We start from the raw sequence: 25,274 nt of genomic DNA on the forward strand, positions 1-25,274 counted from the left end.
CCGCAACAGACTTTGGCCGCAGGCGTTGACTTCATCCTTGCGATACGCCCCTTTTAAGGTCGGTCCCGGGCGCGCCTGACGACCCCCATGATGCCCACAGAAGACAGGACGACACATGCAGGAAAACCGGTTTCAGAACCTCGTTCTCGGGGTCATCCTGTTCATGGCGATTGCCTGTATGCTGGTGTTGGGGCGCAGCATCCTGTTGCCCATCGTCACGGCCCTGATCCTGATCTACGTGCTGGAATCCGCCGTCACCATGATCCGCCGACTGCCGGTGCTGCGGGTCTTTCCGGTGCAGATCCTGCGGCTGATCCTGCTGGTGGGATTGATCTTGCTGATCCTGATCCTGGCCGCGATCATTTCCGCCACGGTCAAGGAAATCATCGCGGTTTCACCAGGATACGAGGAAAACCTGCGCGCCATGGTCGATGGTGTCGCCACCCGTTTCCATCTTGAGGAACAGGCAGCCTGGGACAAGATCCGCGATGAAACCATCGGGCGGATCGACCTGCGGGTGCTGTTTCTGGCGGTGCTGGGCGGGTTCACCAACGCCGGCGCAATGATATTTCTGGTGTTCATCTACGCGGCCTTCATGATTGCCGAACGGGAGTCGTTTCAGCGCCGCCTGAACGCCGCCCTGAAAAGCCGCACGCAGTTTGACCGGGTCGCCCATATCCTGGCCGATATCAACATCAAGATCAGCCGCTACCTTGCCTTCAAGACCCTGATCAACGTGATCCTCGGGGTGATATCCTTTGCGGTGCTCTGGGCCTGGGGGGTGGATTTCGCCCTTTTCTGGGCGGTGGTGATCGGGCTGCTGAACTACATTCCCTATGTCGGTTCCTACCTTGCCGTTTTCTTTCCCGTGGCCCTGTCACTGGCGCAATTCGGCTCGATCTCGCTGACCCTGCTGGTTGGGGTGTCGCTGACAAGCGTGCAATTCGTGCTGGGCAACATCGTCGAACCCCGCCTGATCGGGCGTCAGCTGAACCTCAGCCCCTTCGTGGTGTTGCTGGCCCTGGCGGTCTGGACCACCATGTGGGGCATCCCCGGTGCCATTCTGGCCGTGCCGCTGACATCCATCCTGGCGATCGTCCTGTCGAGCTTCGACACCACGCGTTGGCTGGCGCTGCTGCTGGCCGAACGGGTCGACGAGATCGAAGTGGCCCATCCCGAAGCAAGTGATCCTGCCGCCTTGCCGTGACCCCGCGCAGGGAGTAGGCCGGGGGCTCAGCCACTCAGCGGATGCCTGCCATGACCCTGCCCCCCGAGACCGTCGCCGATACCGATCTTGATCCCGTCGCCGAAGCCGCCATTCGCCAGGCCCTTTTGCAGGTCGCCCTTGGCCACGCGCCTGCCGACCGGATCCTGCGTCCAGGGCGGCTTCTGGATACCGGGACCGGCCTGTGGCGCGACGTGCAGGAGATCGTCATTTCAGGCGCTCGCATCGCCTATACCGGTCCGGCGGGCAGCTGGCCCGGCACCGCGCCCGAGATCGTCGACCTGCCGGACCTGGCCGCGGTGCCCGGTCTGGGCGAGGTCCACAAGCATATCGAAAGCTCGCACCTGACGCCGGAATACGAAGCAGCCCTTGTCCTGCCGCGCGGCAATACCTGGACTTGCGAGGCCAGCCACGAATTTTCCAATGTCGATGCCGATCACACGCTGGATTTCTGGCTTGCGGCGCGGCGCGCCGGGTCGCCGCTGAAGATCTATCCCTTGCCCGGCTCGGCCGTTCCGCCGACTGCCTATGAACACGGCGGCGGCTGGCTGGGTCACGATGCGCAGCGCGATTTCCTGAAGGACAGCCGCATGGTCGCCGGTCTGGACGAGGTCATGGACTGGCCCGGGGTCTCCGATCCTGCAAACCCGTCCCATGACCGGCTTTGGGGCATGATGACCGCCACCATGGCCGCCCGCGCCGTGGTCGAAGGCCATGCTGCCGGGATCACCGATCTGCCGGGCATCAATGCCTTTGCCGCCGCCGGGATCGCCTCGGATCATGAAATGTGGACCGCGCAGGAAGCGATGGACAAGCTTGCGGCGGGGCTGTTCGTCGAATTGCGCATCCATTCGCTGACCGAAATGGTACAGGGACTGTTGCAGATGGGTCTGCGCGACTGGAGCCGCGTGGCCTTTGCCACCGATGACCGGTCCGCCACGGACACGCTGAAGACCGGGGCGACGGATCACAACGTCCGCACCGCCATCGCCGCCGGTCTTGCGCCCGAAATCGCCATCCAATGCGCCACGATCAACCCCGCCCGGCACATGCGGCTCGAGGCCTGGCAGGGCCTGATCGCACCGGGCCGCTATGCAGATATCGTGCTGCTTGACGACGTCGACAGCTTTGCCATCGCCGAGGTCTGGGCCGATGGTCGCCGGGTATCGCGGGGCAAGACCTACCTTGCCGAAATCCCGCAGATCGACTGGCCCGACTGGGCCAGTGATACGGTGAATGTCGGTCGCACCTTGCAGGCCGAGGATTTTCGCATCCCTGCCGCTCCGGGGCGCGAGACCATGACAGCGGCGCTGCTGCGTCCCTTCCATTGGGCGCCGAATTTCCTGACCGCCGATCTGCCCGTACAGGACGGCGCCGTTCAGCGTGACAGCGCGCGCAATGTCACCAAGTTCGCCGTGATCGACCGGTTCTCGGGGCGCGGCGAAGTGTCAAAGATGTTCTGGCTGGGCTGCGGCCCGGCAACGCCCGAGACGGCGCTCGCCTGCTCCATGGCGCATGACAAGCATAACCTCTGGGCTTGCGGGTCCTCGGACGCGGCGATGGCGCTGGCGGCCAATACAGTGGCTGAAATGCAGGGAGGCTGGGCGCTGGTGTCTGGGGGCAAGGTGCTGGCCACGATCCGCTGGGAAATCGCCGGGCTGATGTCCGCCCGCCCCGCGCAGGCGCTGGACGCGGACATGCAGGCACTGCTGAAGGCCGCCGAAACCATCGACTGGCTGTACGAGCCTTCCTACAATCCGCGCTGGCAACCCGGCTTCCCGGAGCGACTCGCCTGGGCCACCCTGACCTGTTCGCCCTGGACCTGGGTCCTTGTCGCACCGTCGGACCACGCGCCGGAAGGGTTGGTTAACGTAACGACAGGCGCGACTCACCCGGTTGTGTGGTAGCGTTTAAGAAGCTGCTCCGAGGCAGGAACACCCGGAAACCTGACGCTGATCAGGGTCATTTGTCTGAAAATGATCTGTGGTTTTTCGCAACCTGCCACAGGATCAGGCTTAACGCGTGAAACCGACGACCCGCATATCGCTGAATGCAGCCCCGCATTTGCACTTTGCCCCGGCTTCGGAATAGTTCACCCGTCACGTAAATCGTGGGGCGACGCAGATCGGCCCGCGACAACATCCAAACGACAGGGAATTCCATGAGAAATCTTGCTTCGCTCTCCGCCATCGCTCTGATCGCCTCTGCGGCGGCCGCCCAGTCCGAAACCCTTACTGTTTCCTGGTGGGGCTACAACGGCGACAAGCTCGACGCCAACATCATCCAGCCTTTCAAGGAAATGTGCGGCTGCGACGTGGTCTTCGAGACCGGCAACAACGCCGACCGTCTGGGCAAGCTGCAGGCGCGCGGCGGCAAGGGTGTCGATGTCATCTTCCTGACCGACGCCTATAGCCAGATCGGTGTCGAACAGGGCGTCTTCCAGAAGGTCGATCCCGCGAAGATCCCGAACCTTGAAAACATCTACCCCGTCGCGCGCGATCCCCAGGGCGGCTTCGGTCCGGCCTACACCGTCGGGCGCATCGGGATCGTCTACGACAGCGCCACGGTCGAGCCGATCACCTCGTGGAGCGATCTGTTCCGCGATGACCTTGGCGGCATGGTCTCGCTGCCCGGCATCACCACCACGGCGGGCCCGATGGTCGTCGTGCAGGCCGGCATGGTCGCGGGCACCGATGCCTACGAAGACGACGCCCCCGCCTTCGAGCTGATCGAGGCGCTGAAGCCGCAGGTCGTCAAGAACTACAATAACGGTTCGGAAATGGTAAACCTGATCTCGACCGGCGAAGCCCAGATCACGATGACGCAGGATTTCACGCTCGGCTCGCTGAAGAACGCCGTGCCGACCATGACCTGGGCGGATCTTGAAGACGGTGACATCGCGGTCCTGAACACGCTGAACATCCCCACCGGATCGGAAAACGTCGATCTGGCGCATGAGTTCATCAACTTCGTGCTCTCCGACGAGGTTCAGCAGAAAGAAGCCGAACAGGGCGTCGATGCGCCGATCAACATGAACGTGGAACTGGCCCCCGAACAGGCCGCCATGTGGACCTATGGTCAGGAGGCGATCGACGCGCTGAACACCATGGATTACGCCAAGATGAACGCCCACAAGTCCGACTGGATCGACATGTGGAACGAAATCTTCGGCATGTAAGACGCGCGGGGGGGGGGCTTGACCCCCGCCCGGACCGTCCGACCTGCCGACGTCATCCGAAAGGCGCCCAGCCTTTCCCGGCCCGGCCTGCCCGCATCTGCACGGCAGGCCGGGCGCCCTGAAAACCGGCCCGACGCTGCCATTTCGGCGCAGGGGCCTGCGGCCCGGCCTCCGGACCGCCTGACTGACCTCTCACCGGAATATCCTTGGTGTCTTCGCTCTCATCCCCCCGCCTGCGCGCCTGGGCGCTGTCGGCCCCGGCGCTGCTGCTGGTCGTGCTGTTCCTGCTGGTCCCGGTCTTTTCGACCCTGGCGACCACCTTCGGTGATCCCGAAGGGCCTCTGGCCACCTATGCCACCTTCTTCAATTCCCGCCTGCGCATGCGCGTCCTGTGGCGCACGATGGAAGTCGCGGTGATCACCACGGTGATTTCCGTCTTCATCGGCTTCCTGACCGCCTGGGTCGTGTCGCGCGCACCCGGCCGGCTGAAAAGCCTGCTGATCATCGCGGCGGTCTTTCCGCTGCTGACCGGTGTGGTGGTGCGCAGCTTTGCCTGGCTGATCATCCTCGGCAAGAATGGCATCCTCAATGATACGCTGCTCTGGATCGGCGTGATCTCCGAACCGGTGTCGATGCTTTACACCGAAGGCTCGGTCATCGTGGCGATGGTCTACCTGTTCGTGCCACTGATGATCCTGACCCTGGTCGGCGTGCTGGAAGGCATCCCCCAGGACATGACCGATGCGGCAGCCTCGCTTGGCGCCAGGCCCGCGGCGGCCTTCCGGCAGGTCGTCCTGCCGATGGCCGTGCCGGGACTGATCGTCGGCTCGGTGCTGGTCTTTACCGGCAGCTTCACCTCCTACGCGACGCCGCAGCTTCTGGGCGGAGAGCGCCAGATGATGATGGGGACCTTCCTTTACCAGAACGCCATGGTGCGCTTCGACTGGGTCGCGGCCTCGACCGTGGCGGCGATCATGGTGGTGGTGACCCTGACGACGGTGATCCTGATGTCGCGCCTTGCACGCAAACTGAACCCGGTGGCCGGCTGATGAAACAACGCACCCATCCCGCACTGATCGCTGTCGCGCTGCTGACCTTTGTCTTTCTGGTCGGTCCGCTGGTGATCATCATCGGCACATCGCTGTCCGATACCTCCTACCTGACCTTCCCGCCGCAGGGCTATACCCTGCACTGGTATGAGAACATCTTCGACATCTCGGCCTTCCGCCGGACCATGGTGACCAGCTTCACCCTGGCCGTGGGGGGCACTGCCCTGTCGATGCTGATCGGTATCCCGGCGGCCTATGCGCTGGCCCGCTACCGGGTCGAACTGCCGAAGTTCCTTGGCAATGTCTTTGTCCTACCGATCCTGATCCCGGAGATCGTCATGGGCTTTTCACTGATGAAGAGCGTCGCCATCGGGGCCGGCCTGCCGATCATGACCTCGCTTCTGGTCGGGCACGCCCTGCTGGTGCTGCCCTACTGCGTGCGCGTCACCGGGGCCTCGCTGAACGCCTTCGACTTCTCGATCGAAGACGCGGCCGTCTCGCTTGGCTGCCCGCGCTGGAAGGCCTTCTTTACCGTGGTGCTGCCCAATGTGAAGGCCGGCATCATCGCCGGGTTCATCCTGGCCTTCATCACCTCGCTCAACGATGTGTCGGTGTCGATCTTCCTGACCGGACCGGGGGTCTCGACCCTGCCGATCCAGCTGCTTGCCCATATGGAGCAGTTCTTCGACCCCACCATCGCCTCTGTCTCTGTCCTGCTGATGTTCGTCACCACCGCCGTCATGGCGATCGTGGAACGCACGCTCGGCCTGACCTTCCTTACAAAGTAGCCTGCCGCATGACTGTCTCTCTTTCTCTCGACGCGATCACCGCCCATTACGGATCGACCAAGGTGCTTGAAGACCTGTCGCTGCACGTCGGCGAGGGCGAGCTTGTCTCGCTGCTCGGAGCGTCCGGTTGCGGCAAGACGACGACGCTGCGGCTGGTCGCAGGCTTCCTCGAGCCCACGTCGGGCACCATCAAGCTGGGCGACCGGGACCTGACCCGCCTGCCCCCGCATGCCCGCGACATCGGGCTGGTGTTCCAGACCTACGCGCTGTTCCCGCATCTGAGCGTGCGCGACAACGTGGCCTTCGGGCTGAAGCAGCGCGGCATGGGCACGACCGAGCGCCGCAAGCGGGCCGACGACATGATCGACCGCGTCGGCCTCAATTCCCTTGCCGACCGCTATCCGGCCAACCTGTCGGGCGGTCAGCGCCAGCGGGTCGCCCTGGCCCGCGCGCTGGTGATCGAACCGCCGCTGCTGATGTTCGACGAACCGCTGTCGAACCTCGACGCCAAGCTGCGCGTCGACATGCGGGTCGAGATCCGTCGCCTGCAACAGGCCAATGGCACCACCGCGCTTTATGTCACGCATGATCAGGAAGAGGCGTTCTCGATCTCTGACCGGGTCGCGATCATGAACGCGGGCCGCATCATGCAGCTTGACACGCCAGAGGTGCTGTATTCCCGCCCCGCCAACGCCTTTGTCGCGGATTTCGTCGGCTTCGAGAACATGATCCCGATGACCGTCATCGCCGAAGCCGGCGATTCCGTGCGCGCCGAAATGGCTGGCGGCGCGACGCTGGACTTCCCGAAGGACACGTTCTCCGTTCCGGCCAGGAACTTCGTCCTTGCGACCCGTCCCGAAGGGCTGGCCGTCTCGACCACCGATTGGGGCATCCCGGCGACGCTTGGCCTGCGCACCTACCTCGGCCGCGCCTACCAGTACCAATGCACCACCGCCGCAGGCGAACTGAAGGCCAATGGCCCCCTGACCGCCCCGCATGAGCCTGGCCTTGCCGTGAACCTGGTGCCGCAGCCCGAACAATGCTGCCTGTTGCCCGCGGAAACCGCGTGACCCTGCTGACCAATGCCCGGATCCTGACCATGGATCCGGATCTGACCGAGATCCCGCTTGGCTGGATCGCCATCGAGGGTGGTCAGATCACCGGCCTTGGCACCGGCGCCCCGCCCGAAGGCTTTGGCCCTGCGCAGGACATGGGGGGCGACCTGATCATGCCCGGCATGGTCAATCCGCATTGCCATATGCCCATGACCCTGTTCCGGGGTCTGGGCGAGGACGTGGATGACCGGCTGTTCCGCTATATCCTTCCGCTGGAACGCGCGCTGGTCGATGCCGAGGTCACGGAAATCGGCGCCCGCCTTGCCGCTGTCGAGATGATCCGGGGCGGTGTGACCTGCGTCGCGGACATGTATTATTTCGAGGACCGCATCGGCGCGGTTCTGGATCAATCCGGGTTGCGCGGGCTGGTCGGCCAGACCCTGGCGGATTTCGACGCCCCCGATCATGGCTCCGCCGACGAAGGCTTTGCCCTGGTCGAAGCGCTGCACGACCGCTATCGTGATCACCCCCGGATCATGGCCGGCCCCGCGCCCCATGCGCCCTATTCCACCGGCGTCGCGGTGATGGAGCGCGTCGCCACCTGGTCCGACGCCCATCCCGGCGTGCCGATCCAGATGCACCTGGCTGAAACCCTGCCCGAGATCGACTGGGCCGCCGAACAGGGCGGAACGCCGGTCGAGGTCACTGATCGCGCCGGGTTGCTGCGCCCCGAACTGGTTGCCGCCCATGTCATGTATCCCAGCGACAGCGACATGGACCTTATGGCCGAACGTGGGGCGAAGGTGGCCCACAACGCCCGCTCGAACGGCAAGGGCGGGCGTGGCATTGCGCCGGTCAGCGCGCTGCGGGCACGGGGGATTCCCGTGGGTCTGGCGACAGACGGTCCGATGTCTGGCAATACGCTCGATCTGTTCAGCCAGTTCGCCCCCGCCGCCATGTTCCAGAAGATCGCCGCCGGCACCCGCAAGGCACTGCCCTGCGTCGACGTGCTGCGTATGGCCACCATCGAAGGCGCAGCTGTGTTGGGCCTGTCGGACCGCATCGGGTCGCTGGAACCGGGCAAGCAGGCGGATCTGATCCGCATCTCGCTGGCCGATCCGCGCCTGCACCCGATCTATGACATCTATTCCATGCTGACCTTCGCCACCCTGCCAAGCGACGTGACCGCCACCATGGTCGCCGGGCGGTGGCTGATGCAGGACCGCCAATGCACCACCATCGACGCCGCCGGCGCGCTGGCGGATGCGCTTCAGGTGGCCCGACGTTTCAAGGCGAAGATTACCGAAATCGACCGCGAAACCGCTTCGCGGCCCTGACTGACCGAGACCTGACATGATCCGCGCCATTATCGACACCGATCCCGGCATCGACGACGCCATTGCCCTGCTTTACGCCCTGCGCCAACCGGATCTCGAGATCGCGGCACTGACCACGGTCGCGGGCAATATCGGGCTTGATGTGACGACCCGCAATGCGGGGGCCATCGCCGCCATGGCCGGGGTTTGCGTACCGGTCCATCCCGGCGCAGCTGCCCCGCTGGGGCGCGAACCGCGCCCCGAAACCGGTATTCATGGCGATGACGGGCTGGGCGGCATCGCCTTTCCGGCCCCCCTGGCCGAGCCATCATCGCTGCACGCGGTCGAGGCGATGCATAGCCTGCTGACGTCAGCCCCCGAGGCCAGCATCGACGTCTTCTGTCTTGCGCCGCTGACCAATATCGCCCTGCTGCTGGCCAGATATCCGCAAAGTGCCATGCGCATCCGCAGGATCATCGCCATGGGCGGCGCACTGGAAGAACCCGGAAACATGCCCTCGGGTGCCGAGTTCAACTTTGGCCATGATCCCGAGGCCCTGATGCAGGTCATCGCTTCGGATCTCGACATCACCCTGATCCCGCTGGACGCCACGCGCCAATTCCGGGCCGATGCGGCCTATATCGCGGACCTGCGCGCCATGGGCAAAGCTCCGGCGACGGCCTCGGCCGACCTGATCGCGGCCTATTTCGCCCAGACCGCCCATCAAAGCAAGACCGCCGAAAGCCGCCCGCTGCATGACCCCTGCGTGCCGCTGTTCGCGCTGCACCCGGAGCTGTTCCGTGTCACCGAACGGCAGGTTACCGTCGAGCCCGACACGGGGCGCCTGATTCCGGGGGACCGCCTCCTGCGCGTCGCCATGGGGCTGGATGCACGCGGGCTGCGGGGGGAATTGCGGCGCGGGCTGGCGGTCTAGACCCCCAGTTCCTCTTGCACCACGGCGCACCACCAGGCGACGCCGTGGGGAATGCAGGCATCGTTGAAGTCATAATTCACGTTGTGATGCTGACCGTTTTCACGCATCTCGCCCATGCCGAGCCAGACATAGGCGCCGGGAACCCGGGTGCCGAATTCGGCGAAATCGTCCCCGGCAGTCGAGGGCGGGAAACTGCTGCGCATACGATCCGGGCCAAGCGCTGCAAGGGCCGCTTTCTGCGCCACGGCGACCGGAGCCGGCGCGTTCACCACAGGCGGAATGCGGCGGGTAAAGCTGTAGTCCGCTTCGATCCCGAAGCCTGCGGCAACGCCTTTTGCATGACGTCCGATTGCCGTTTCAAGCTGATCGCGCACTGCAACCGAATAGGCCCGCGCCGTCCCACCGATGCGCACCGCCTCCGGGATCACGTTCAACGCGTTGAAATCGCCCGCCTCGATGGCGCAGGCCGAAACGACAGCGGGTTCCAGCGGATCAACCTCGCGCGCGACGATGGCATGGACCTGCCCAAGGAACATCGCCGCCGCCGTCAGTGCGTCGCGCCCCTGGTGCGGCTTGGCGCCGTGGCTGCCGATGCCCCGGAAGGTCACGTGCCAATGATCCGAACTGGCCAGTTGCGGGCCGTCGACCGCTGCGACCACGCCCAGATCCAGCCCGGGCATATTGTGCAGCCCATAGGCCGCATCGACCGGAAATTGCGTGAAGAAACCGTCCCGCACCATGGCAGCCGCCCCTCCGCGCCCTTCTTCGGCGGGCTGGAAGACCAGATGCACGGTGCCGGAAAACGGCAGATCCACCAGTGCCTCGGCCGCGCCAAGCAGCATGGTGGTGTGCCCGTCATGACCGCAGGCATGCATCTTGCCGGGACTGGTCGAAGCATAGCCGAGGCCCGTCGCCTCGGTCATCGCCAGCGCATCCATGTCGGCGCGCAACAGGATCGCGCGGTTGCCATCGCCCTTGCGCAGGGTGCCCACGACTCCGGTGCCACCCAGGCCGCGCGTGACCTCGTAGCCCGCCGTCTGAAGCCGTGCGGCAACGATATCGGCGGTGCGATGCTCCTCGAAGCCCAGTTCGGGATGGCGGTGAAGATCCTGACGCAAGGCAGTCAGATCGCAAAGTTTTTCCGGTGCGATAAGGGTCTCGTCTTTCATCCGGGCGGCTCCTTGGTAAGTTGCGGCGAAGCTACGCGCGTTCCCGGTGAGCGCAAGGGGGAAGCCACATGAGAACTGATTTCTGGCAACACGTGCATGCCGATTTGACGACCGGCGTGCAGGAAGATCAGGAAAGCTATGCGGTGCCTTTCGGCGGTGGTCACCTGTTGCTGCCGATCCGGGCGCTGGCAGATGGCAAGCGCGGTGTCGCTTCGATGATCCTCAACCAGGCAAGCTTTGACGTGTTGGACGGGATCGCGGATGTGCTGGCGGCGCGGCTGGACGCCTTTCGCCCCCAGGTGGTGATCGGTGTGCCGACCCTTGGCCTGCCCCTGGCCGAAGCTGTCGCGCGACGGCTGGGCCATACGCGGATGGTGCCATTGGGGACCAGTCGCAAGTTCTGGTACGACGAAGACCTGTCCGTGCCACTGACCTCGATCACCTCGCCCGGGGGCGGCAAGCGGCTTTATCTCGACCCCCGCATGATTCCGTTGTTGCAGGGTCCGGTGGCGGTCGTCGATGACGTGCTGTCGACGGGCAGTTCCATGGCCGCGGTCCTGGAATTGCTGAACATCGCCGGACTTACCCCCGCCGTTATAGGCGCGGCGATGTTGCAGGGCGAGGTCTGGCGCAGGCGCATCGGCTCCTGCCGGGTAGAAGGTGCCTTTGCCACCCCCCTGCTGGCGCGCGGTCCGGAGGGCTGGCTGGAAAGCACCTGAGCGCGGGCATCCTCCGCAAGCAGCAGTCCGGCTCCTGCCTGTGCCAGAGGCCCTGTTCGCGATCTTCTGGCCGTGCGCCGTCGATGAGACGGATCATGTCGGCAACGACGTCTTCGTCGGTCAGGTCCCCCTGCCAATCGGTTATTTAGGTCTTTACCTGCTGGGTGCGCAAAACCAGGGTGATCGCGCCTGAGCGGCCTTTCGATGCACTGTGCGCTCAGGCGAGGGAGACATCCGCCATCAAGGCCTCCGACTTGCGCGAGGGCTTGACGGATTTCCGAACCGGATCGGTCTGTCCGACCACAGAGGGCAGGCAGCGCCTATTCGCGTGGCGGCGGCAACAGACCGGGCGCCTGACCGGACATGCGCCGTTGCAGGTCGATCAGCGGGATCGCGTCGGGATTCGCCGCGAGCCCCTGATCCAGGATCTCCAGCGCACGCGCCGGATCGCCAAGCGCCTCGGCCAGACGGACCCGCATGGACCATGCATTGACCAGCGCGGGATCCAGCACCGTCGCTTCCGCAAAGGCATCGACCGCGCCCTGGAAATTCCGCATCGTCAGGGCCGAGCCCCCCAGTTGCAGCTGCGCTTCCGGGAAGCCGAGCCGGGCTTCCATCATCTGTTGCCAGTCGGTAAAGGCCCCTGTCATCATCTCGCGGTAATGATCCGGCAGGTAGGCGATCTGGCTGTCGAACATCGCCTGCGCAGCGGCGATACGCACGGCACGCGCCGGGTCCCCGAGCAGCGGTATCACCCGTTGCGTACGTTGTTGCGGCTCGATCGCGCGCATGGCCTTCACGGCGGCTGCGCGCACCAGTGGATCGGGGTCGTCCAGCAGGCCCGAAACGGCCTCGGCCGCCGACGGATCACGCGGCTGTTCCAGCAGCCAAAGCGCCGTGGCCCGCACGATACCCGCCTCGCCTTCGTCGCGCGCCAAACCGACCAACTCGCCCATCGAGGCCTGCGGGTTGCGCCGCCCATGCGCCAGGATCTGCCCGAAATGCGGCCCGCGATGGGTGCTTTCGGGGAACCATTCTTCCAGCCTGGCGGCGGCCCAACCGGGTTGCTGGTCGCTGTGACAGGTGGTGCAGGCATCCGGCGCGCCGGTTTCCCCGTTCAGGTCCGGACGCGGAACTCGGAACGAATGATCCGCCCGCCAGTCGTTGCCCATGTAGACCCGTTCGACCATGTGGCAGTTCTTGCACTCGGCTCCGGCGGAGCCTTCGGGGTGATGGGTATGTTCCGGGCTGTCGAAATCGACCAGCGGCAGGCTGGGGAATTCGGGATTGCCGGCAAGGCTGTGGCACTGCGCACAGACGGCATTTCCCTCGGCAATCAGATCTCCGCCGTGGGGCATGTGGCAATCAACGCAGCCGACGCCCATCGAATACATCTTCGACTGCAGGAAAGAACCATAAACGTAGTCTTCGTCCAGGATCTGGCCGTCGGCCTCGTACAGACCTGGCCGCAGCAGCGACAGCGAATAGGCGTCATGATAAGGTGTGCCGGGCACCGGGTTGCCGTCAAAGAAGGTCTCGCGCCGCGAATGGCAACCCGCACATTGCTGGATCAACACCTCGGTATCGGAAAAGTCGACCGCAAAGCCATAGTTCAGCGGTGGCTGTTCCACCGCTGTGGCATCCCAGGCCTCGGCCCATTCCAAATGGCGCGCGCCGGGTCCATGGCAGGCTTCGCAGCCCACACCGATCTCGGACATGGTCGAGTCATAGCTGCGTGTCGCCGAATTGTAATTCGCCTCAAACCCCGTGGCATGGCAGGTCGCGCAGCGGTCATTCCAGTTCTTGTAGGGCCCGCTCCAATGCAGCGCATCGTCGGGCAGCAGTTCCTGATCGGGGTAAAGGTGGAACCATTCGCCCTTTTCCGTATCCCAGACCACATCAAAGCTTTGCATCCGGCCGGGCGCAGTCTCGATGACATATTGTTGCAGGGGTTCCTCGCCGATCACCGAATGGATCGGGTAATCGCGGGTCTCGCCGTCCAGTTCAGTGACCCGCACATGGGGCGCGCCGGACTCATCCAGGCGGAATTCGGCGACCATCTCTCCAAGGGCAAAGCGGGTCCCGTCGAAATCCGCCTCGATGTTGCCATCCTCGATGCTGGTCCAGGCCAGATCGTGGTGCGATCCGCGCCAGGCCTCTCCGGCCTCGGCGTGGCAGGCAATACAGGTTTCGGATCCGACATAGCCCGTCTTCTGCGCAATCGCCGGCAGCGCCGCGCCCAGGGACACCAAAAAGCCGACGACCAGACCCCGAACCGCGCGGCGAACAACTTTTGACACAGACCAAGGCTTTCTTTTTAGACAAATCACGGCGGCGCACCCTGCCTAAACGATAGCATCCGGACCCACGCACAGCTTAGGCGAAAGTCGCAGGCGTGTGCGGGGCTGTCAAATTGAAACCCATCCGCAAGGCCCCGCCCACCAAAGAAAAAGCGCCGCTTCCCAACGGAAAAGCGGCGCTTTAATTTCTCATCCGGCAGGCCTCAGCCCGGCCGCATCATCTTCAGCCGACCAGTTCGAGGCCCGAGAAGAAATAGGCGATCTCGGCCGCGGCGGTTTCCGGCGCGTCCGAACCGTGGACCGAGTTTTCGCCGACGGATTCGGCGAATTCTGCGCGCACGGTGCCGGCAGCGGCGTCGGCGGGGTTGGTCGCGCCCATGACTTCACGGTTCTTGGCGATCGCGCCTTCCCCTTCGAGAACCTGAACCACAACCGGCTCGGAGGCCATGAAATCGCAAAGCTCACCGTAGAAGGGGCGTTCCTTGTGGACTTCGTAGAAGATACCCGCCTGAGCCGGGGTCAGGTGAATACGCTTCTGGGCCACGATGCGCAGACCGGCGTCTTCGAACTTGGCGTTGATCTTGCCGGTCAGGTTGCGGCGGGTGGCGTCGGGTTTGATGATCGAAAGGGTGCGTTCAATAGCCATGGCTCAGTCTCTCTCTCTGGTCTGGCCCGGAACCGGCCGAAGCCTGAAAATTCCGGGGCCTCAAATTCTGCGCCCGCGTACCATGAGGCGCGCCCTTTGAAAAGCCGGTATTGCCCCCCGCGCCATCGCCGGCGCCCCAGTTCACCCCGCCCGTTTCCCTGTGCCAAATATCCCCGCCGGAGGCCCCCGGTCCCACCCACACGCCGCCCGAAATCCCGGCACCCCCGCTGCGCCCTGCCCGCTCTGCGGTAACTCCGATTGACCATGCCCGCGCCATGAGGCACAGAGCGCGCATGTTACGCATCCAGAACCTCTCCTATTCCGTTGCCGGACGTCCGCTTCTCGTCGAGGCTTCCGCAGTCATTCCCGAAGGCCACAAGGTCGGCATCGTCGGGCGCAACGGCGCGGGGAAATCCACGCTCTTCAAGCTGATCCGGGGCGAGCTGGTGCTCGACGGCGGCACCGTGTCGCTGCCCGAAAAGGCCCGCATCGGCGGCGTCGCGCAGGAAGTGCCCGGAAACGAGGTCAGCCTGATCGACACGGTGCTGGCCGCGGATACCGAACGCGCCGCCCTGCTGGTCGAGGCCGAGACTGCCACCGACCCGCATCGCATAGCGGAAATCCAGACGCGACTGGCGGATATCGATGCCTGGTCCGCCGAAGGGCGCGCCAGCACGATCCTCAAGGGGCTTGGTTTCAACGATCAGGAACAGCGCATGCCCTGTTCCGCCTTCTCGGGCGGCTGGCGGATGCGCGTGGCCCTGGCCGCGGTCCTGTTCTCGCAGCCCGACCTGCTGCTGCTGGATGAACCGACCAACTACCTCGACCTCGAAGGCGCGCTCTGGCTGGAAAGCTACCTTGGCCGCTACCCGCATACGGTCCTGATCATCAGCCACGACCGCGGACTGCTGAACCGGGCCGTCGACCATATCCTGCACCTCAGCGACAAGAAGCTGACGCTTTACACCGGCCCCTACGATCAATTCGCCCGCACCCGCGCCGAACAGCGCGAATTGCAGGCCGCCGCGGCCAAGAAGCAATCCGCCAAGCGCGAGCACCTGCAAAGCTTCGTCGACCGCTTCAAGGCCAAGGCCTCCAAGGCCAAGCAGGCCCAGTCGCGCGTCAAGATGCTGGAGAAGATGGAAAAGATCACCGCGCCCGAGGACGAGGCGCGCACGGTCTTCACCTTCCCCGAACCCGAGGAACTGTCCCCCCCGATCATCTCGGTCGAAGGCGCCAGTACCGGCTACGGCGACAAGGTCATCCTGCGCGACATGGCGCTGCGCATCGACCAGGACGACCGCATTGCCTTGCTGGGGCGCAACGGCGAAGGCAAGTCGACCCTGTCCAAGATGCTTTCGGACCGGCTGGCGCTGATCGACGGCAAGATGGTCCGCAGCACCAAGCTGCGCATCGGCTTCTTCGCCCAGCACCAGGTCGACGAGCTGCATATCGACGAAAGCCCGCTGCAACACATCCAGCGCGAACGCCCTGCGGAACATCAGGCCCGCCTGCGCGCCCGCCTGGCCGGGTTCGGCCTAGGCGCGGATCAGGCCGATACCGAGGTCGGCCGCCTGTCGGGTGGCCAGAAGGCCCGTCTAAGCCTGCTGCTGGCCACGCTCGACGCGCCGCACATGCTGATCCTCGACGAACCGACCAACCACCTCGACATCGAAAGCCGCGAAGCGCTGGTCGAGGCGCTGACCGCCTATTCCGGCGCCGTGATCCTGGTTAGCCACGACATGCACCTGCTGAGCCTGGTTGCCGACCGTCTCTGGCTGGTGAAGGATGGCCGCGTGTCGCCCTACGAAGGCGACCTGGAATCCTATCGCCAGATGCTGCTGACCCCCGACCGGCCCATGGGCCAGAAGGAAAAGGCCAAGCCCAAGCCCCAGAAGCCCAAGAAGGCCTCGCGCGAAACGGTTCTCAGCCTGCGCTCCGAAGTCCGCAAATGCGAAGAGCGGGTCACCAAGCTGAACGACATGAGCGACAAGCTGTCCTCGAAGCTGGCCGACCCTGCGCTCTATGACGCCGCCAAGGCCGGAGAGCTCGAGGTCTGGAACAAGAAATACGCCGAGCTTCGTCAGGCGATGGCCAAGGCCGAAACCATGTGGATGGCCGCACTTGAACGGCTTGAACAGGCCGAGGCGCCCTGAAGGCAAGCGCGTCCTCCGCTCCATCGCCGAGGCGCGCGTGCCCTCGCGCCCCTTGGCAAATGGGGTCGCTTCGGTCCATAGGTCGGTATGGACAGCGCATTTCTGATCTCGGCCTTCGTCACGATCTTCGTCATCATCGATCCCATCGGTCTGACGCCGCTTTTCGTGGCCCTGACCCAGGGCGACAGCCCGGCACGCCGCCGCGCCATCGCCCTGCGGGCCTGCGCGCTGGCGCTTGGTATCCTCGTCGCTTTCGCGCTCTTCGGTGAACAGGTACTGGGCTTTGTCGGCATCTCGATGCCCGCGTTTCGCATTGCCGGAGGGCTGCTGCTGTTCCTCACCGCGCTCGAGATGCTGTTCGAGCGCCGCAGCAAACGCCGCGAAGACCAGACCGAACCGGTCGAACGCCCTGATCCATCGGTCTTTCCCCTGGCCATTCCCCTGATTGCCGGACCGGGCGCCATCGCTTCGGTGATCCTGCTCGCCGGGCAGCGGCCGGGCCTTGGGGGGCTCGCGCTGGTGCTGGGTGTCACGCTGGCAGTTCTGGCAGTGGTCTTTGCCCTGTTCCTGACCGCCGGCGCGCTGGAGCGAATCCTGGGGCGTACCGGGATCAACGTGGTAACCCGGCTTCTGGGCATGTTGCTGGCCGCCCTGTCGGTACAATTCGTGCTGGACGGGCTGAAGGCCTTTGGCTTCGCTTCCTGAAGCCCCCAGTCCCTTTGGGACTGCCCCGATGACAAACCGCAAAAGCGCCCCTATATCGAAGCCATGAACGCGAATGATTTCGGACAATTGGCCTATATTCTGCTGATGCTTGTGGTGGTCGGTGGATATTTCTTCGTCTCCAACCGCAACCAGATCGGGCGGATGACCCGGCACGCCCTGCTCTGGGCGCTGATCTTTGTCGGCGTACTGGCCGGGGTCGGCCTTTGGGACGAAGTGAGGACCACCCTTGCCCCCGCCCAACAGGTCTACGCGAACGGAGAGGTCATCGCCCTGCCACGCGGACAGGACGGACATTACTACGCCACCCTGGTGGTCAACGGAGAACGCCAGCGTTTTCTGGTCGACACCGGCGCGACAGACATCGTTCTGACAAGAGACGTGGCGCGGAAATTCGGCCTCGACCCCGACAATCTGGTCTATTCTGGCATCGCCGGCACCGCCAACGGTCAGGTTCGGACCGCGCCGGTCGTTCTGGACACGGTCAGCCTTGGCCCGCTGATGGATCGCGATGTCCGCGCCATGGTCAATGACGGCGACCTTGGCACCCCCTTGCTGGGGATGGCCTATCTGAATCGATTCTCAAGCATACAGATTTCGGAAGGGGCGCTGACACTTACGCGCTGAACTTCGTGCATCGCATTAACCCGCGACGCTGGCCGTGGCAGCCGTGTCTTCTTCGCCGTCGTCGTCCAGCTGGGCCACACGGCCACCGGCCCGCGCCGAGGTCACGACGTTCAGCGACTTCAATTTGCGGTGCAGCGCGCTGCGTTCCATCCCGACGAATTGCGCGGTCTTCGAGATATTGCCGCCAAAGCGGTTGATCTGCGTCAGCAGGTATTCCCGCTCGAACACTTCGCGTGCTTCGCGCAGCGGCAGTGTTGCCAGAGACCCGGACAGCACCACGCGGCCTTCGCTGTCGTCGCGGCGTTCTTCTTCGCCGGGGACCTCGCGGACCTCGATCACCTCGTTGGAATCCCCCAGGATCAGGATCCGTTCGATCACGTTGCGCAACTGGCGGACATTGCCGGGCCAGGTCATGGTCTGCATCAGGGCCGCCGCCTCTTCGGACAATTGCCGGCGTGGCAGGCCTTGACCGGCGTGCAGCATCTCTAGAAAATGTTCGGCCAGCAGCGGTATATCCTCGCGCCGTTCGGACAGCGACGGCACCGCAACCGGCACGACGTTCAGACGATGGTACAGTTCCTCGCGGAAACGCCCGGCGTCGATCTCGGCCTCAAGGTCGCGCCCGGTCGAGGAGATGACGCGCAGATCGACGCGCACCTTGTCCGCCCCACCAACCCGCAGGAACTGCTGATCGACCAGCACCCGCAGGATCTTGGACTGGGTGCCAAGGGGCATATCCGCCACCTCGTCGAAATAGATCACCCCACCATGGGCTTGCTCCAACAGGCCTGGCTCGACGCCGCGTTCACCGTTCTCGCGCCCGAACAGGACCTCTTCCATACGATCAGGGTCGATCTGCGCGCAGGAAACCACGACAAAGGGGCCATCTGCGCGCTGCGAATTGCTGTGGACGTAGCGCGCGGCGATTTCCTTGCCGGCACCCGAGGGGCCCGTGAACATCACCCGGCCATTGCTTTTCGTCACCTTGTCGAGTTGGGCGATCATCGTGCGATAGCCCGGCGATCCGCCGATCATCTCGGCCGATTGTACTTCGCGTTTCTTCAGGGCCGAATTTTCACGACGCAGCCGACTGGTTTCCATCGCGCGCCGGATGACCACCAGCAACTGATCGATGTTGAACGGCTTTTCGATGAAATCATAGGCCCCCTGCTTGATCGCCGCGACCGCGATTTCGATGTTCCCATGCCCCGAGATGATGATGATCGGGATATCCGGATTGTCCCGCTTCACGGTCTTCAGGATGTCGATTCCGTCCATCTGGCTGTCCTTGAGCCAGATATCCAGGATCATCAGACCCGGGGGTTCGGAATTGATATGGGACATGCAATCATCGGAATTGGCCGCCATCCGTGTGGCATAGCCTTCGTCCTGCAGGATGTCCGAGATCAGCTCCCGGATATCGCGTTCGTCATCGACGATCAGAATGTCGTTCATGAGCTCCCTCATTCGGTTCCGCCGGTCTCTGCCGGGTTCAGTGTCAGCCGGACAACAGCCATCGCCCCGGCATGTGTTGCGCCGTCAAAGACCGGCGCCGTGTCGAGGATCAGCGTGCCGCCGTGCTCCTCGACGATTTTCTTGACGATCGGCAGGCCAAGGCCGGTGCCTGTGTCCCGCGTCGTCACATAGGGTTCGAACAGCTTGGCGCGGTCTTCGGGCAGGCCGATCCCGTTGTCGCTGATGCGGATCACCGCCTCGGGCAAGGTCTCGGTCTGCTCGATGTCCAGCGAGACGCGGATTTCCGGTTTCCAGCCATCGGGCGCGCCCTTCTCAGCCAGCGTGTCCGTCGCCTCGCCCGCGTTCTTGATCAGATTGGTCAGGGCCTGGGTGATCATGGTGGCGTCGACCTCGGCCGGGGCATCGCCCTCGGGCATGTTCAGCGAGATACTGACACCAGGTTGCCCCGATTGCTGCAACAGCACCGCGTCGCGCAGGATCGCCGCCAGATCCTCGGCACGGCGTTGGGGTTCGGGCATGCGGGCAAAGCGCGAAAATTCGTCGACGATACGGCGCAGCCCATCGGTCTGGCGCACGATCACATCGGTCAGGTTTTCCAGATCCCCGGCCTGCTGTTCGTCGAGGTGGCGCCCGAACTTGCGCCGGATGCGTTCCGCCGAGAGTTTGATCGGGGTCAGCGGGTTCTTGATTTCATGGGCGATGCGGCGCGCCACGTCGCCCCAGGCGGCCATGCGTTGCGCGGTCACGAGGTCGGTCACATCATCGAAGGCCACAACATAGCCTTCGCGGTCGCCATCTGCATTACGCCGTGTCGCCATCCGCACCAACAGGTTTTCCAGCCGCCCGTTGCGCGATACCTTGATCTCTTCCTGCGCGACCTGGCCGCCGCCGCGGCGCAGGGTTTCGAACAGCGGCCCGAATTCCGGGACCGCCACGCCGATGGCCATGTGCTGCTTGCCCTCGCGCCAGTCCAGAAGCCGTTCGGCCGAGCGGTTGACGAAGGTCACCCGCCCCGTCGCATCAAGGCCGACGACCCCGGATGTGACCGAGCTCAGCACGGAATCAAACAGGCGGCGGCGTTGCTCGATCTGCGCGGTATTGTCCAGAAGCGCGCCCCGCTGGTTCCGCAGTTCCAGAACCATCTGGTTGAAATGGCGGGACAACATGGCGATCTCGTCGTTGCCGTCTTCTTCGTGGACCCGGACGTGCAGATTGCCTTCACGCACCTGTTCGGCCGCACTGGCCAGTCGGCCGATCGGGCGCGCCAGACGTTCGGCGAACCAAAGACCCAACCAGGTGGCCGCCAGGATCAGGATCAGCGCAAAACCCAGATAAAGAAGCGCGAATTCGAACAGCACCCGGCCCCGTTCGCTTTCCAACTGCTGGTACAGCAGCACGGATTGCTGGGTATCGTCGAGCAGGTTCAGGATCTTGCCATCAACTTCGCGGCTGACGTAAAGATAGCGATCCGGAAAGCGTTTCAGCGCCACGAGGGCACGGAATTCGTTGTTGTCCCAATCCTCGATAACGGCGACTTCGCCGCCGCGCGCCGCAGTCATCTCGGTCTGTTCGGGTTTCTCGAAATCAAACAGGTAGGACCGTTCGCCCCGCGCCCGGATCTCGCCCGCGCCGTCGATGACGTAGGCTTCCTTCAAACCGCGCTGGATCTGGCCCTGCCCGCTGGTCAGTACCTGCCGCAGTTCAGCATCGCCGACGAAGAAGGCCGCGTCGCGGCTGGCGTCCAGCAGGCGGGCCAGCGCGTTGGCATCCTGGGTCAGGTCGTCCTGATGTTCTTCCTCATAGGCGCGTGCGGCGGAAAGAGAGGCCCCGACCACATTGCGTACCCGGTCGGAAAACCAGCCCTCGAGCCCGATATTGATGGTCAGTGCCGCAAAGACCGCGACCGAGACTGTCGGGATCAGCGCCATGGCCGCAAAAGTCGCCGTCAGCCGCAGGTGCAGACGCGATCCGACGGATTGCGCGCGCCGCGCGGCCACCATCCGCGCCACCCTTTGCAGGACCAGCGCGGCCACGATGATGACATAGACAAGGTCGGCCAGCACCACGAGCCGCAGCGACATGGACGACACGCCCTTGTCCAGCGGACCCAGCACCAGAAAAGTTGCCAGCACCATGCCCGGCCCCAGCAGAACCAGCCCCAGAGTGGCCACGTTCTGCAAGCGCCGGATACGCCGCAAGCGCAACAGGCGCTCCCAGTTCATTTGTCGTGCCCGGGTTGCCACAGGCTGCCCCCGCCGTGATGTGGCGCACATTGGCGCCACCGCCATATCTAGTGGTTCCCGCCGGGCTTGTCCCCGAACGGCCACGCTTATGTGGCGTTTTTACATCAATTTCCGGCGCCGTGTCACGCGAATATCCAGATCGGTGATCTTCTTGCGCAAGGTATTGCGGTTGATCCCCAGCAAATCGGCACATTTGGCCTGATTTCCGCCGGTTGCCTCCAATGCGATCTCGATAAGGGGCTGTTCGACCTCTTTCAGGATGCGCGCGTAAAGGCCGGGGGGTGGCAACATATTGCCGTGCAGGTCGAAATAGCGGCGCAAATGCCGGGCAACGGAGCCCGAAAGCTTCTCCGTATCGCTCTGCCCACCCAGAAGCGGTTCGGTCTCGGGCTGGTTGCCCAGGACGCTTTCGACCTCGGCGCGGCTGATTTCGTCCGTGCGTGCGGTCAGCACCAGGCGGCGGATGGCGTTTTCAAGCTGCCGCACATTGCCGGGCCAGGAATAGGTCCGCATCATCTCCAGCGCGTCTTCGGCCAGGTAGCGGCGCATGGCGCCTTCGCGTTCTGCCCTTTGCAGGAAATGTTCGACCAGCAGCGGGATGTCGTCGACCCTTTCGCGCAAGGCAGGCACGTTGATCGTCGCGCCGGTCAGACGATAGAACAGGTCCTGACGCAGGTTGCCTTCTTCCATCGCGCGGTTCAGGTCGGTCTGCGACGTGGCCATGAAGCGCGGCAACATGTCGGTCGGCCCGTCCATCATCCGCACGATGCGGGCCTGCACTTCCTGGTCGATATCGGCGATCTCGTCGAATAGCACCGTGCCGCCCTTGGAGCGTGCCAGCACGCGTGCGGGGCCTTCAAGGTCCTGCAGATCCGAGGCGGAGACGGCGACGAACGGCAGGTTTCGCCGATCGCTGAAATCGTGAATGGCCTTTGCGATCAGCGACTTGCCTGTTCCGCTTTCGCCAGCGATCAGCACCGGAAGATCGGTGTTCATCACCCGCGCCACCAGCCGGTAAAGCGCCTGCATCGAGGCCGTGCGCCCGACCAGCGGCAATTCGTCGGGACGTTCCTTTTCTTCGCTCTTGGGACCTGCGGGCGTGCGCTGACGCTGTTCAAGTGCGCGCGCGGTGCGCTTCATCAGGTCGGGCAGATCGAAGGGCTTGGGCAGGTAATCATAGGCCTCGGCTTCGGCTGCCTGAATGGCGGTCATGATGGTGTTCTGCGCCGAGATCACGATCACAGGCAGACCAGGGCGGTCCTGGGCGATCTTGGGCAGCATTTCCAGCCCGTTCCCGTCGGGCATCATCACGTCGGAGATCACGACATCGCCCTTGCCCTCGCCAACCCACCGCATCAGCGTGGTCAGCGAAGAGGTCGCATGCACCTTGCATCCGGCGCGGGTCAGCGCCTGGGTCAGCACGGTGCGGATCGTGCGGTCGTCGTCGGCGACAAGGACAGTTCCGTCCATCAGCCTATCTCCTTCTTGGTTTTCTCTTTCGGGGCCCGCGGCAGGGAAATGCGGAACACCGTCTTTCCGGGAACCGAGGTGACCGAAATCCAGCCTTCGTGGTCGGAAATGATCTTGCTGACCAGCGCCAGCCCCAGCCCGGTTCCGTTCTCGCGCCCCGAAACGAAGGGGTCGAAGATATCCGCTGCGATGTCCTCGGGCAGGCCGGGACCGTCGTCCTCGATCTCGATCTGCAGCGGCAGGGACCGGCCCTGCCCGTCCGCGCGCCGCAGGCGGAAGGAATGTTCGAAATAGGTGTGCAGACGGATGCGCCCGCCCTTGGCACCGGCCGCCTGCGCGGCGTTCTTCAGCAGGTTCAGGACCACCTGCAGCAGCTGGTCGGGGTCGCCATGGGCCATGGGCAGCGAGGGGTCGTAATCCTCCACTATCTTCATGTTGGCGCCAAAGCCAAGCTGCGCGGACCGCCGCGCCCGGTCCAGCACGTCGTGCAGGTTCACCGGCTTGAAATCGGGCATCCGCAGGTTGCCGAATTGCTCGACCTGTTCCAGCAGCTTTACCACCCGGCGGGTTTCGGCGACGATCAGGTCGGTCAATTCGCGGTCCTCGGCGCTGAGGCCCATGGACAGCAATTGCGCCGCGCCGGTGATGCCGGCGAGCGGGTTCTTGATCTCGTGCGCCAGCATCTCGGCCATGCCGATGGCGGATTTGGCGGCCGATTTCACCGAATGATCCTGGCTCATCCGTCCGGCCAGTTCGCGCGGGGAAATGAGGAAAAGCATGTAGCCGTCGCGATCGCTCAGCGGTGCGATCTGAAGGTTGCAATGCAGCGGCGACCGCTCTCCGGTGCCAACGTCCACGTCGTTGACGAACAGCGGCGAGGAAGAGGCGCGGGCGCGGGAGAACGCCTCTTCGAGCGCCACGTCGATCATTACCCGTTCCCAGACGTTCTGGCCCCGGATCGACTTGGCCGAGGTGTTCAGAAATCCTTCGGCGGCCGGGTTGATCGACACGATCCGGTCTTCGGGGTCCAGCAGCAGCGCGGGCACCGGCAGGGACACCCAGACAGGGGCCTCTTCGACATCTGCGATGGCCAGCGTGGTCTGCTCTTCGCGGCTGACGGTGCGATCAAGCTCGGGGATCGGGGAATTCATGCGGCAGCGGCCTCCGATTGAACATGAGTGGGAACAGCGGCCTCGGGCCCGGCAGAAAGAGCATCGCCAAGCCGTGCAAGGACCTGATCGGGATCGGTTTCCCGCAGGACAGCCCCGCGCAGGGCGCCGGGCGTGGCGGCCGTGTCCATGTACCAACCCAGATGCTTGCGCGCGACGCGCAGCCCAAGGTCCAGACCATAGAAGGTCAGCATGGCGTCATAATGGCCGCGCACCATGTCGATAAAGTCTTTTGCGTCAGGGACTTGCGGTCCGGTCTTCGCCTGGATCCCGGCGCGGATCTGCGCCAGCAGCCAGGGCCGGCCCTGAATGCCACGCCCCACCATGACGCCGCGCGCACCCGATCGGGCCAGCGCGCTTTCCGCATCGTCCCTGTTCAGGATATCGCCATTCGCGATCACCGGAATCGAGACGGCCTCGACGGTCTCGGCAATGGCAGCCCAATCGGCCCGCCCCTTGTAGAACTGGCAGCGGGTGCGCCCATGTACCACGAGCATCCGCACCCCGGCCGCTTCGGCGCGGCGGGCAAGGTCAGGCGCGTTGCGCTGGTCGTCGTCCCAGCCAAGCCGCATCTTCAGGGTCACGGGCACGTCGACCGCCTTGGCCACCGCCTCGATCAGGCGCAGGGCGTGGTCGGGGTCGCGCATCAGCGCCGAGCCCGACAGCCCGCCGACGACCTTCTTGGCCGGGCAGCCCATGTTGATGTCGATGATTGCGGCACCCTGGCCTTCGACCATGCGGGCGGCCTCGGCAATCCAATGGGTGTCGCGCCCCGCAAGCTGGACCGAGGAGCGTTCGCTGCCGAACCCCAGTTCCGCCCGTTCGCGAGTGCCGGGCTTCGCCTGCACCATTTCCTGGCTCGCCACCATTTCGCTGACAACAAGATCGGCCCCGAACCGCAGCACGAGGTCGCGGAACGGCCGGTCGGTGATACCCGCCATAGGTGCAAGGCAGACGGGTTTTGCAGCTTTATCGTTCAGAAGTGAGAGAAACATGCTTAAACCTTGGGCAACAGCTTATGCGTTAGACCG

The 25,274-nt window shown here is 64.3% G+C and carries 20 protein-coding genes; 12 read left to right on the top strand and 8 right to left on the bottom strand.

The features are described 5' to 3' along the window. Positions 1 to 115: 115 nt before the first annotated feature. The 8 genes from PSAL_RS04915 to PSAL_RS04950 all read left to right on the top strand — a co-directional run bounded on the left by PSAL_RS04915 (position 116) and on the right by PSAL_RS04950 (position 9,545). Positions 116 to 1,207, top strand: a complete 1,092-nt coding sequence (locus PSAL_RS04915) for an AI-2E family transporter (RefSeq protein WP_119840145.1) — start codon at positions 116 to 118, stop codon at positions 1,205 to 1,207. Positions 1,208 to 1,257: 50 nt separating this feature from the next. Then, complete coding sequence (locus tag PSAL_RS04920) at positions 1,258 to 3,132, top strand: adenine deaminase (protein WP_119840146.1); 1,875 nt, start codon at positions 1,258 to 1,260, stop codon at positions 3,130 to 3,132. Positions 3,133 to 3,386: 254 nt separating this feature from the next. Further along, positions 3,387 to 4,403 (top strand): ABC transporter substrate-binding protein, encoded by a 1,017-nt coding sequence (locus PSAL_RS04925; protein ID WP_119840147.1) that lies wholly within the window; start codon positions 3,387 to 3,389, stop codon positions 4,401 to 4,403. Between the two features lie 209 nt (positions 4,404 to 4,612). After that, complete coding sequence (locus PSAL_RS04930) at positions 4,613 to 5,452, top strand: ABC transporter permease (RefSeq protein ID WP_196941900.1); 840 nt, start codon at positions 4,613 to 4,615, stop codon at positions 5,450 to 5,452. Further along, positions 5,452 to 6,240 carry an ABC transporter permease gene (locus PSAL_RS04935; protein WP_196941901.1) on the top strand — a complete coding sequence of 263 codons (789 nt, stop codon included), beginning with the start codon at positions 5,452 to 5,454 and terminating at the stop codon, positions 6,238 to 6,240. Before PSAL_RS04930 ends, PSAL_RS04935 begins: the two co-directional genes overlap by 1 nt. An 8-nt stretch (positions 6,241 to 6,248) precedes the next feature. Continuing rightward, a complete protein-coding gene (locus PSAL_RS04940; protein ID WP_119840149.1) occupies positions 6,249 to 7,310 on the top strand; it encodes an ABC transporter ATP-binding protein in 1,062 nt (353 codons plus the stop codon). Continuing rightward, entirely contained in the window at positions 7,307 to 8,632 is a 1,326-nt protein-coding gene (locus PSAL_RS04945) for an amidohydrolase family protein (RefSeq protein WP_231388617.1), read from the top strand. Before PSAL_RS04940 ends, PSAL_RS04945 begins: the two co-directional genes overlap by 4 nt. A 16-nt stretch (positions 8,633 to 8,648) precedes the next feature. Further along, positions 8,649 to 9,545, top strand: a complete 897-nt coding sequence (locus PSAL_RS04950; protein ID WP_119840151.1) for a nucleoside hydrolase — start codon at positions 8,649 to 8,651, stop codon at positions 9,543 to 9,545. Here the strand turns inward: PSAL_RS04950 and PSAL_RS04955 are convergent. Next, positions 9,542 to 10,714, bottom strand: coding sequence for an amidohydrolase (locus PSAL_RS04955; protein WP_119840152.1), 1,173 nt, complete (start codon positions 10,712 to 10,714; stop codon positions 9,542 to 9,544). The genes PSAL_RS04950 and PSAL_RS04955 overlap by 4 nt on opposite strands. 68 nt (positions 10,715 to 10,782) lie before the next feature. On the opposite strand from PSAL_RS04955, the gene PSAL_RS04960 reads away from it, so the two are divergent. Continuing rightward, positions 10,783 to 11,433, top strand: a complete 651-nt coding sequence (locus PSAL_RS04960) for a phosphoribosyltransferase (RefSeq protein WP_119840153.1) — start codon at positions 10,783 to 10,785, stop codon at positions 11,431 to 11,433. Positions 11,434 to 11,753: 320 nt separating this feature from the next. Here the strand turns inward: PSAL_RS04960 and PSAL_RS04965 are convergent, their stop codons facing one another. Further along, positions 11,754 to 13,733 (bottom strand): HEAT repeat domain-containing protein, encoded by a 1,980-nt coding sequence (locus PSAL_RS04965; RefSeq protein ID WP_196222838.1) that lies wholly within the window; start codon positions 13,731 to 13,733, stop codon positions 11,754 to 11,756. A 223-nt stretch (positions 13,734 to 13,956) separates the two neighbouring features. After that, positions 13,957 to 14,379 carry a nucleoside-diphosphate kinase gene (gene ndk / locus PSAL_RS04970; RefSeq protein ID WP_119840155.1) on the bottom strand — a complete coding sequence of 141 codons (423 nt, stop codon included), beginning with the start codon at positions 14,377 to 14,379 and terminating at the stop codon, positions 13,957 to 13,959. Positions 14,380 to 14,672: 293 nt separating this feature from the next. Between ndk and PSAL_RS04975 the strand changes: the two genes are divergently transcribed. The 3 genes from PSAL_RS04975 to PSAL_RS04985 all read left to right on the top strand — a co-directional run bounded on the left by PSAL_RS04975 (position 14,673) and on the right by PSAL_RS04985 (position 17,885). Then, positions 14,673 to 16,535: an ABC-F family ATP-binding cassette domain-containing protein gene (locus tag PSAL_RS04975; protein ID WP_119840156.1), complete on the top strand. Its 1,863-nt coding sequence runs from the start codon at positions 14,673 to 14,675 to the stop codon at positions 16,533 to 16,535. Between the two features lie 87 nt (positions 16,536 to 16,622). Then, positions 16,623 to 17,240: a MarC family protein gene (locus PSAL_RS04980; RefSeq protein WP_119840157.1), complete on the top strand. Its 618-nt coding sequence runs from the start codon at positions 16,623 to 16,625 to the stop codon at positions 17,238 to 17,240. A 63-nt stretch (positions 17,241 to 17,303) separates the two neighbouring features. Continuing rightward, complete coding sequence (locus PSAL_RS04985; protein WP_119840158.1) at positions 17,304 to 17,885, top strand: retropepsin-like aspartic protease family protein; 582 nt, start codon at positions 17,304 to 17,306, stop codon at positions 17,883 to 17,885. A gap of 15 nt (positions 17,886 to 17,900) precedes the next feature. Here PSAL_RS04985 and ntrX read toward each other — a convergent pair whose 3' ends face one another. From ntrX to dusB, 5 genes are all read right to left on the bottom strand, one after another. Then, the gene (ntrX, locus tag PSAL_RS04990; protein ID WP_119840159.1) at positions 17,901 to 19,340 is read right to left on the bottom strand and encodes a nitrogen assimilation response regulator NtrX; all 1,440 of its coding nucleotides are present in this window, start codon (positions 19,338 to 19,340) and stop codon (positions 17,901 to 17,903) included. Between the two features lie 8 nt (positions 19,341 to 19,348). Beyond that, positions 19,349 to 21,583 carry a sensor histidine kinase NtrY-like gene (locus tag PSAL_RS04995; protein WP_231388618.1) on the bottom strand — a complete coding sequence of 745 codons (2,235 nt, stop codon included), beginning with the start codon at positions 21,581 to 21,583 and terminating at the stop codon, positions 19,349 to 19,351. 120 nt (positions 21,584 to 21,703) lie between these two features. Then, positions 21,704 to 23,074, bottom strand: a complete 1,371-nt coding sequence (locus PSAL_RS05000; RefSeq protein ID WP_119840161.1) for a response regulator — start codon at positions 23,072 to 23,074, stop codon at positions 21,704 to 21,706. Then, a complete protein-coding gene (locus PSAL_RS05005; RefSeq protein WP_231388619.1) occupies positions 23,074 to 24,225 on the bottom strand; it encodes a two-component system sensor histidine kinase NtrB in 1,152 nt (383 codons plus the stop codon). Before PSAL_RS05005 ends, PSAL_RS05000 begins: the two co-directional genes overlap by 1 nt. Next, a complete protein-coding gene (gene dusB, locus PSAL_RS05010) occupies positions 24,222 to 25,238 on the bottom strand; it encodes a tRNA dihydrouridine synthase DusB (protein WP_119840162.1) in 1,017 nt (338 codons plus the stop codon). The genes PSAL_RS05005 and dusB overlap by 4 nt, the downstream gene beginning before the upstream one ends. Positions 25,239 to 25,274: the final 36 nt, after the last annotated feature.

Origin of the sequence: Pseudooceanicola algae, from assembly GCF_003590145.2 — a bacterium.
Lineage (GTDB): Bacteria > Pseudomonadota > Alphaproteobacteria > Rhodobacterales > Rhodobacteraceae > Pseudooceanicola > Pseudooceanicola algae.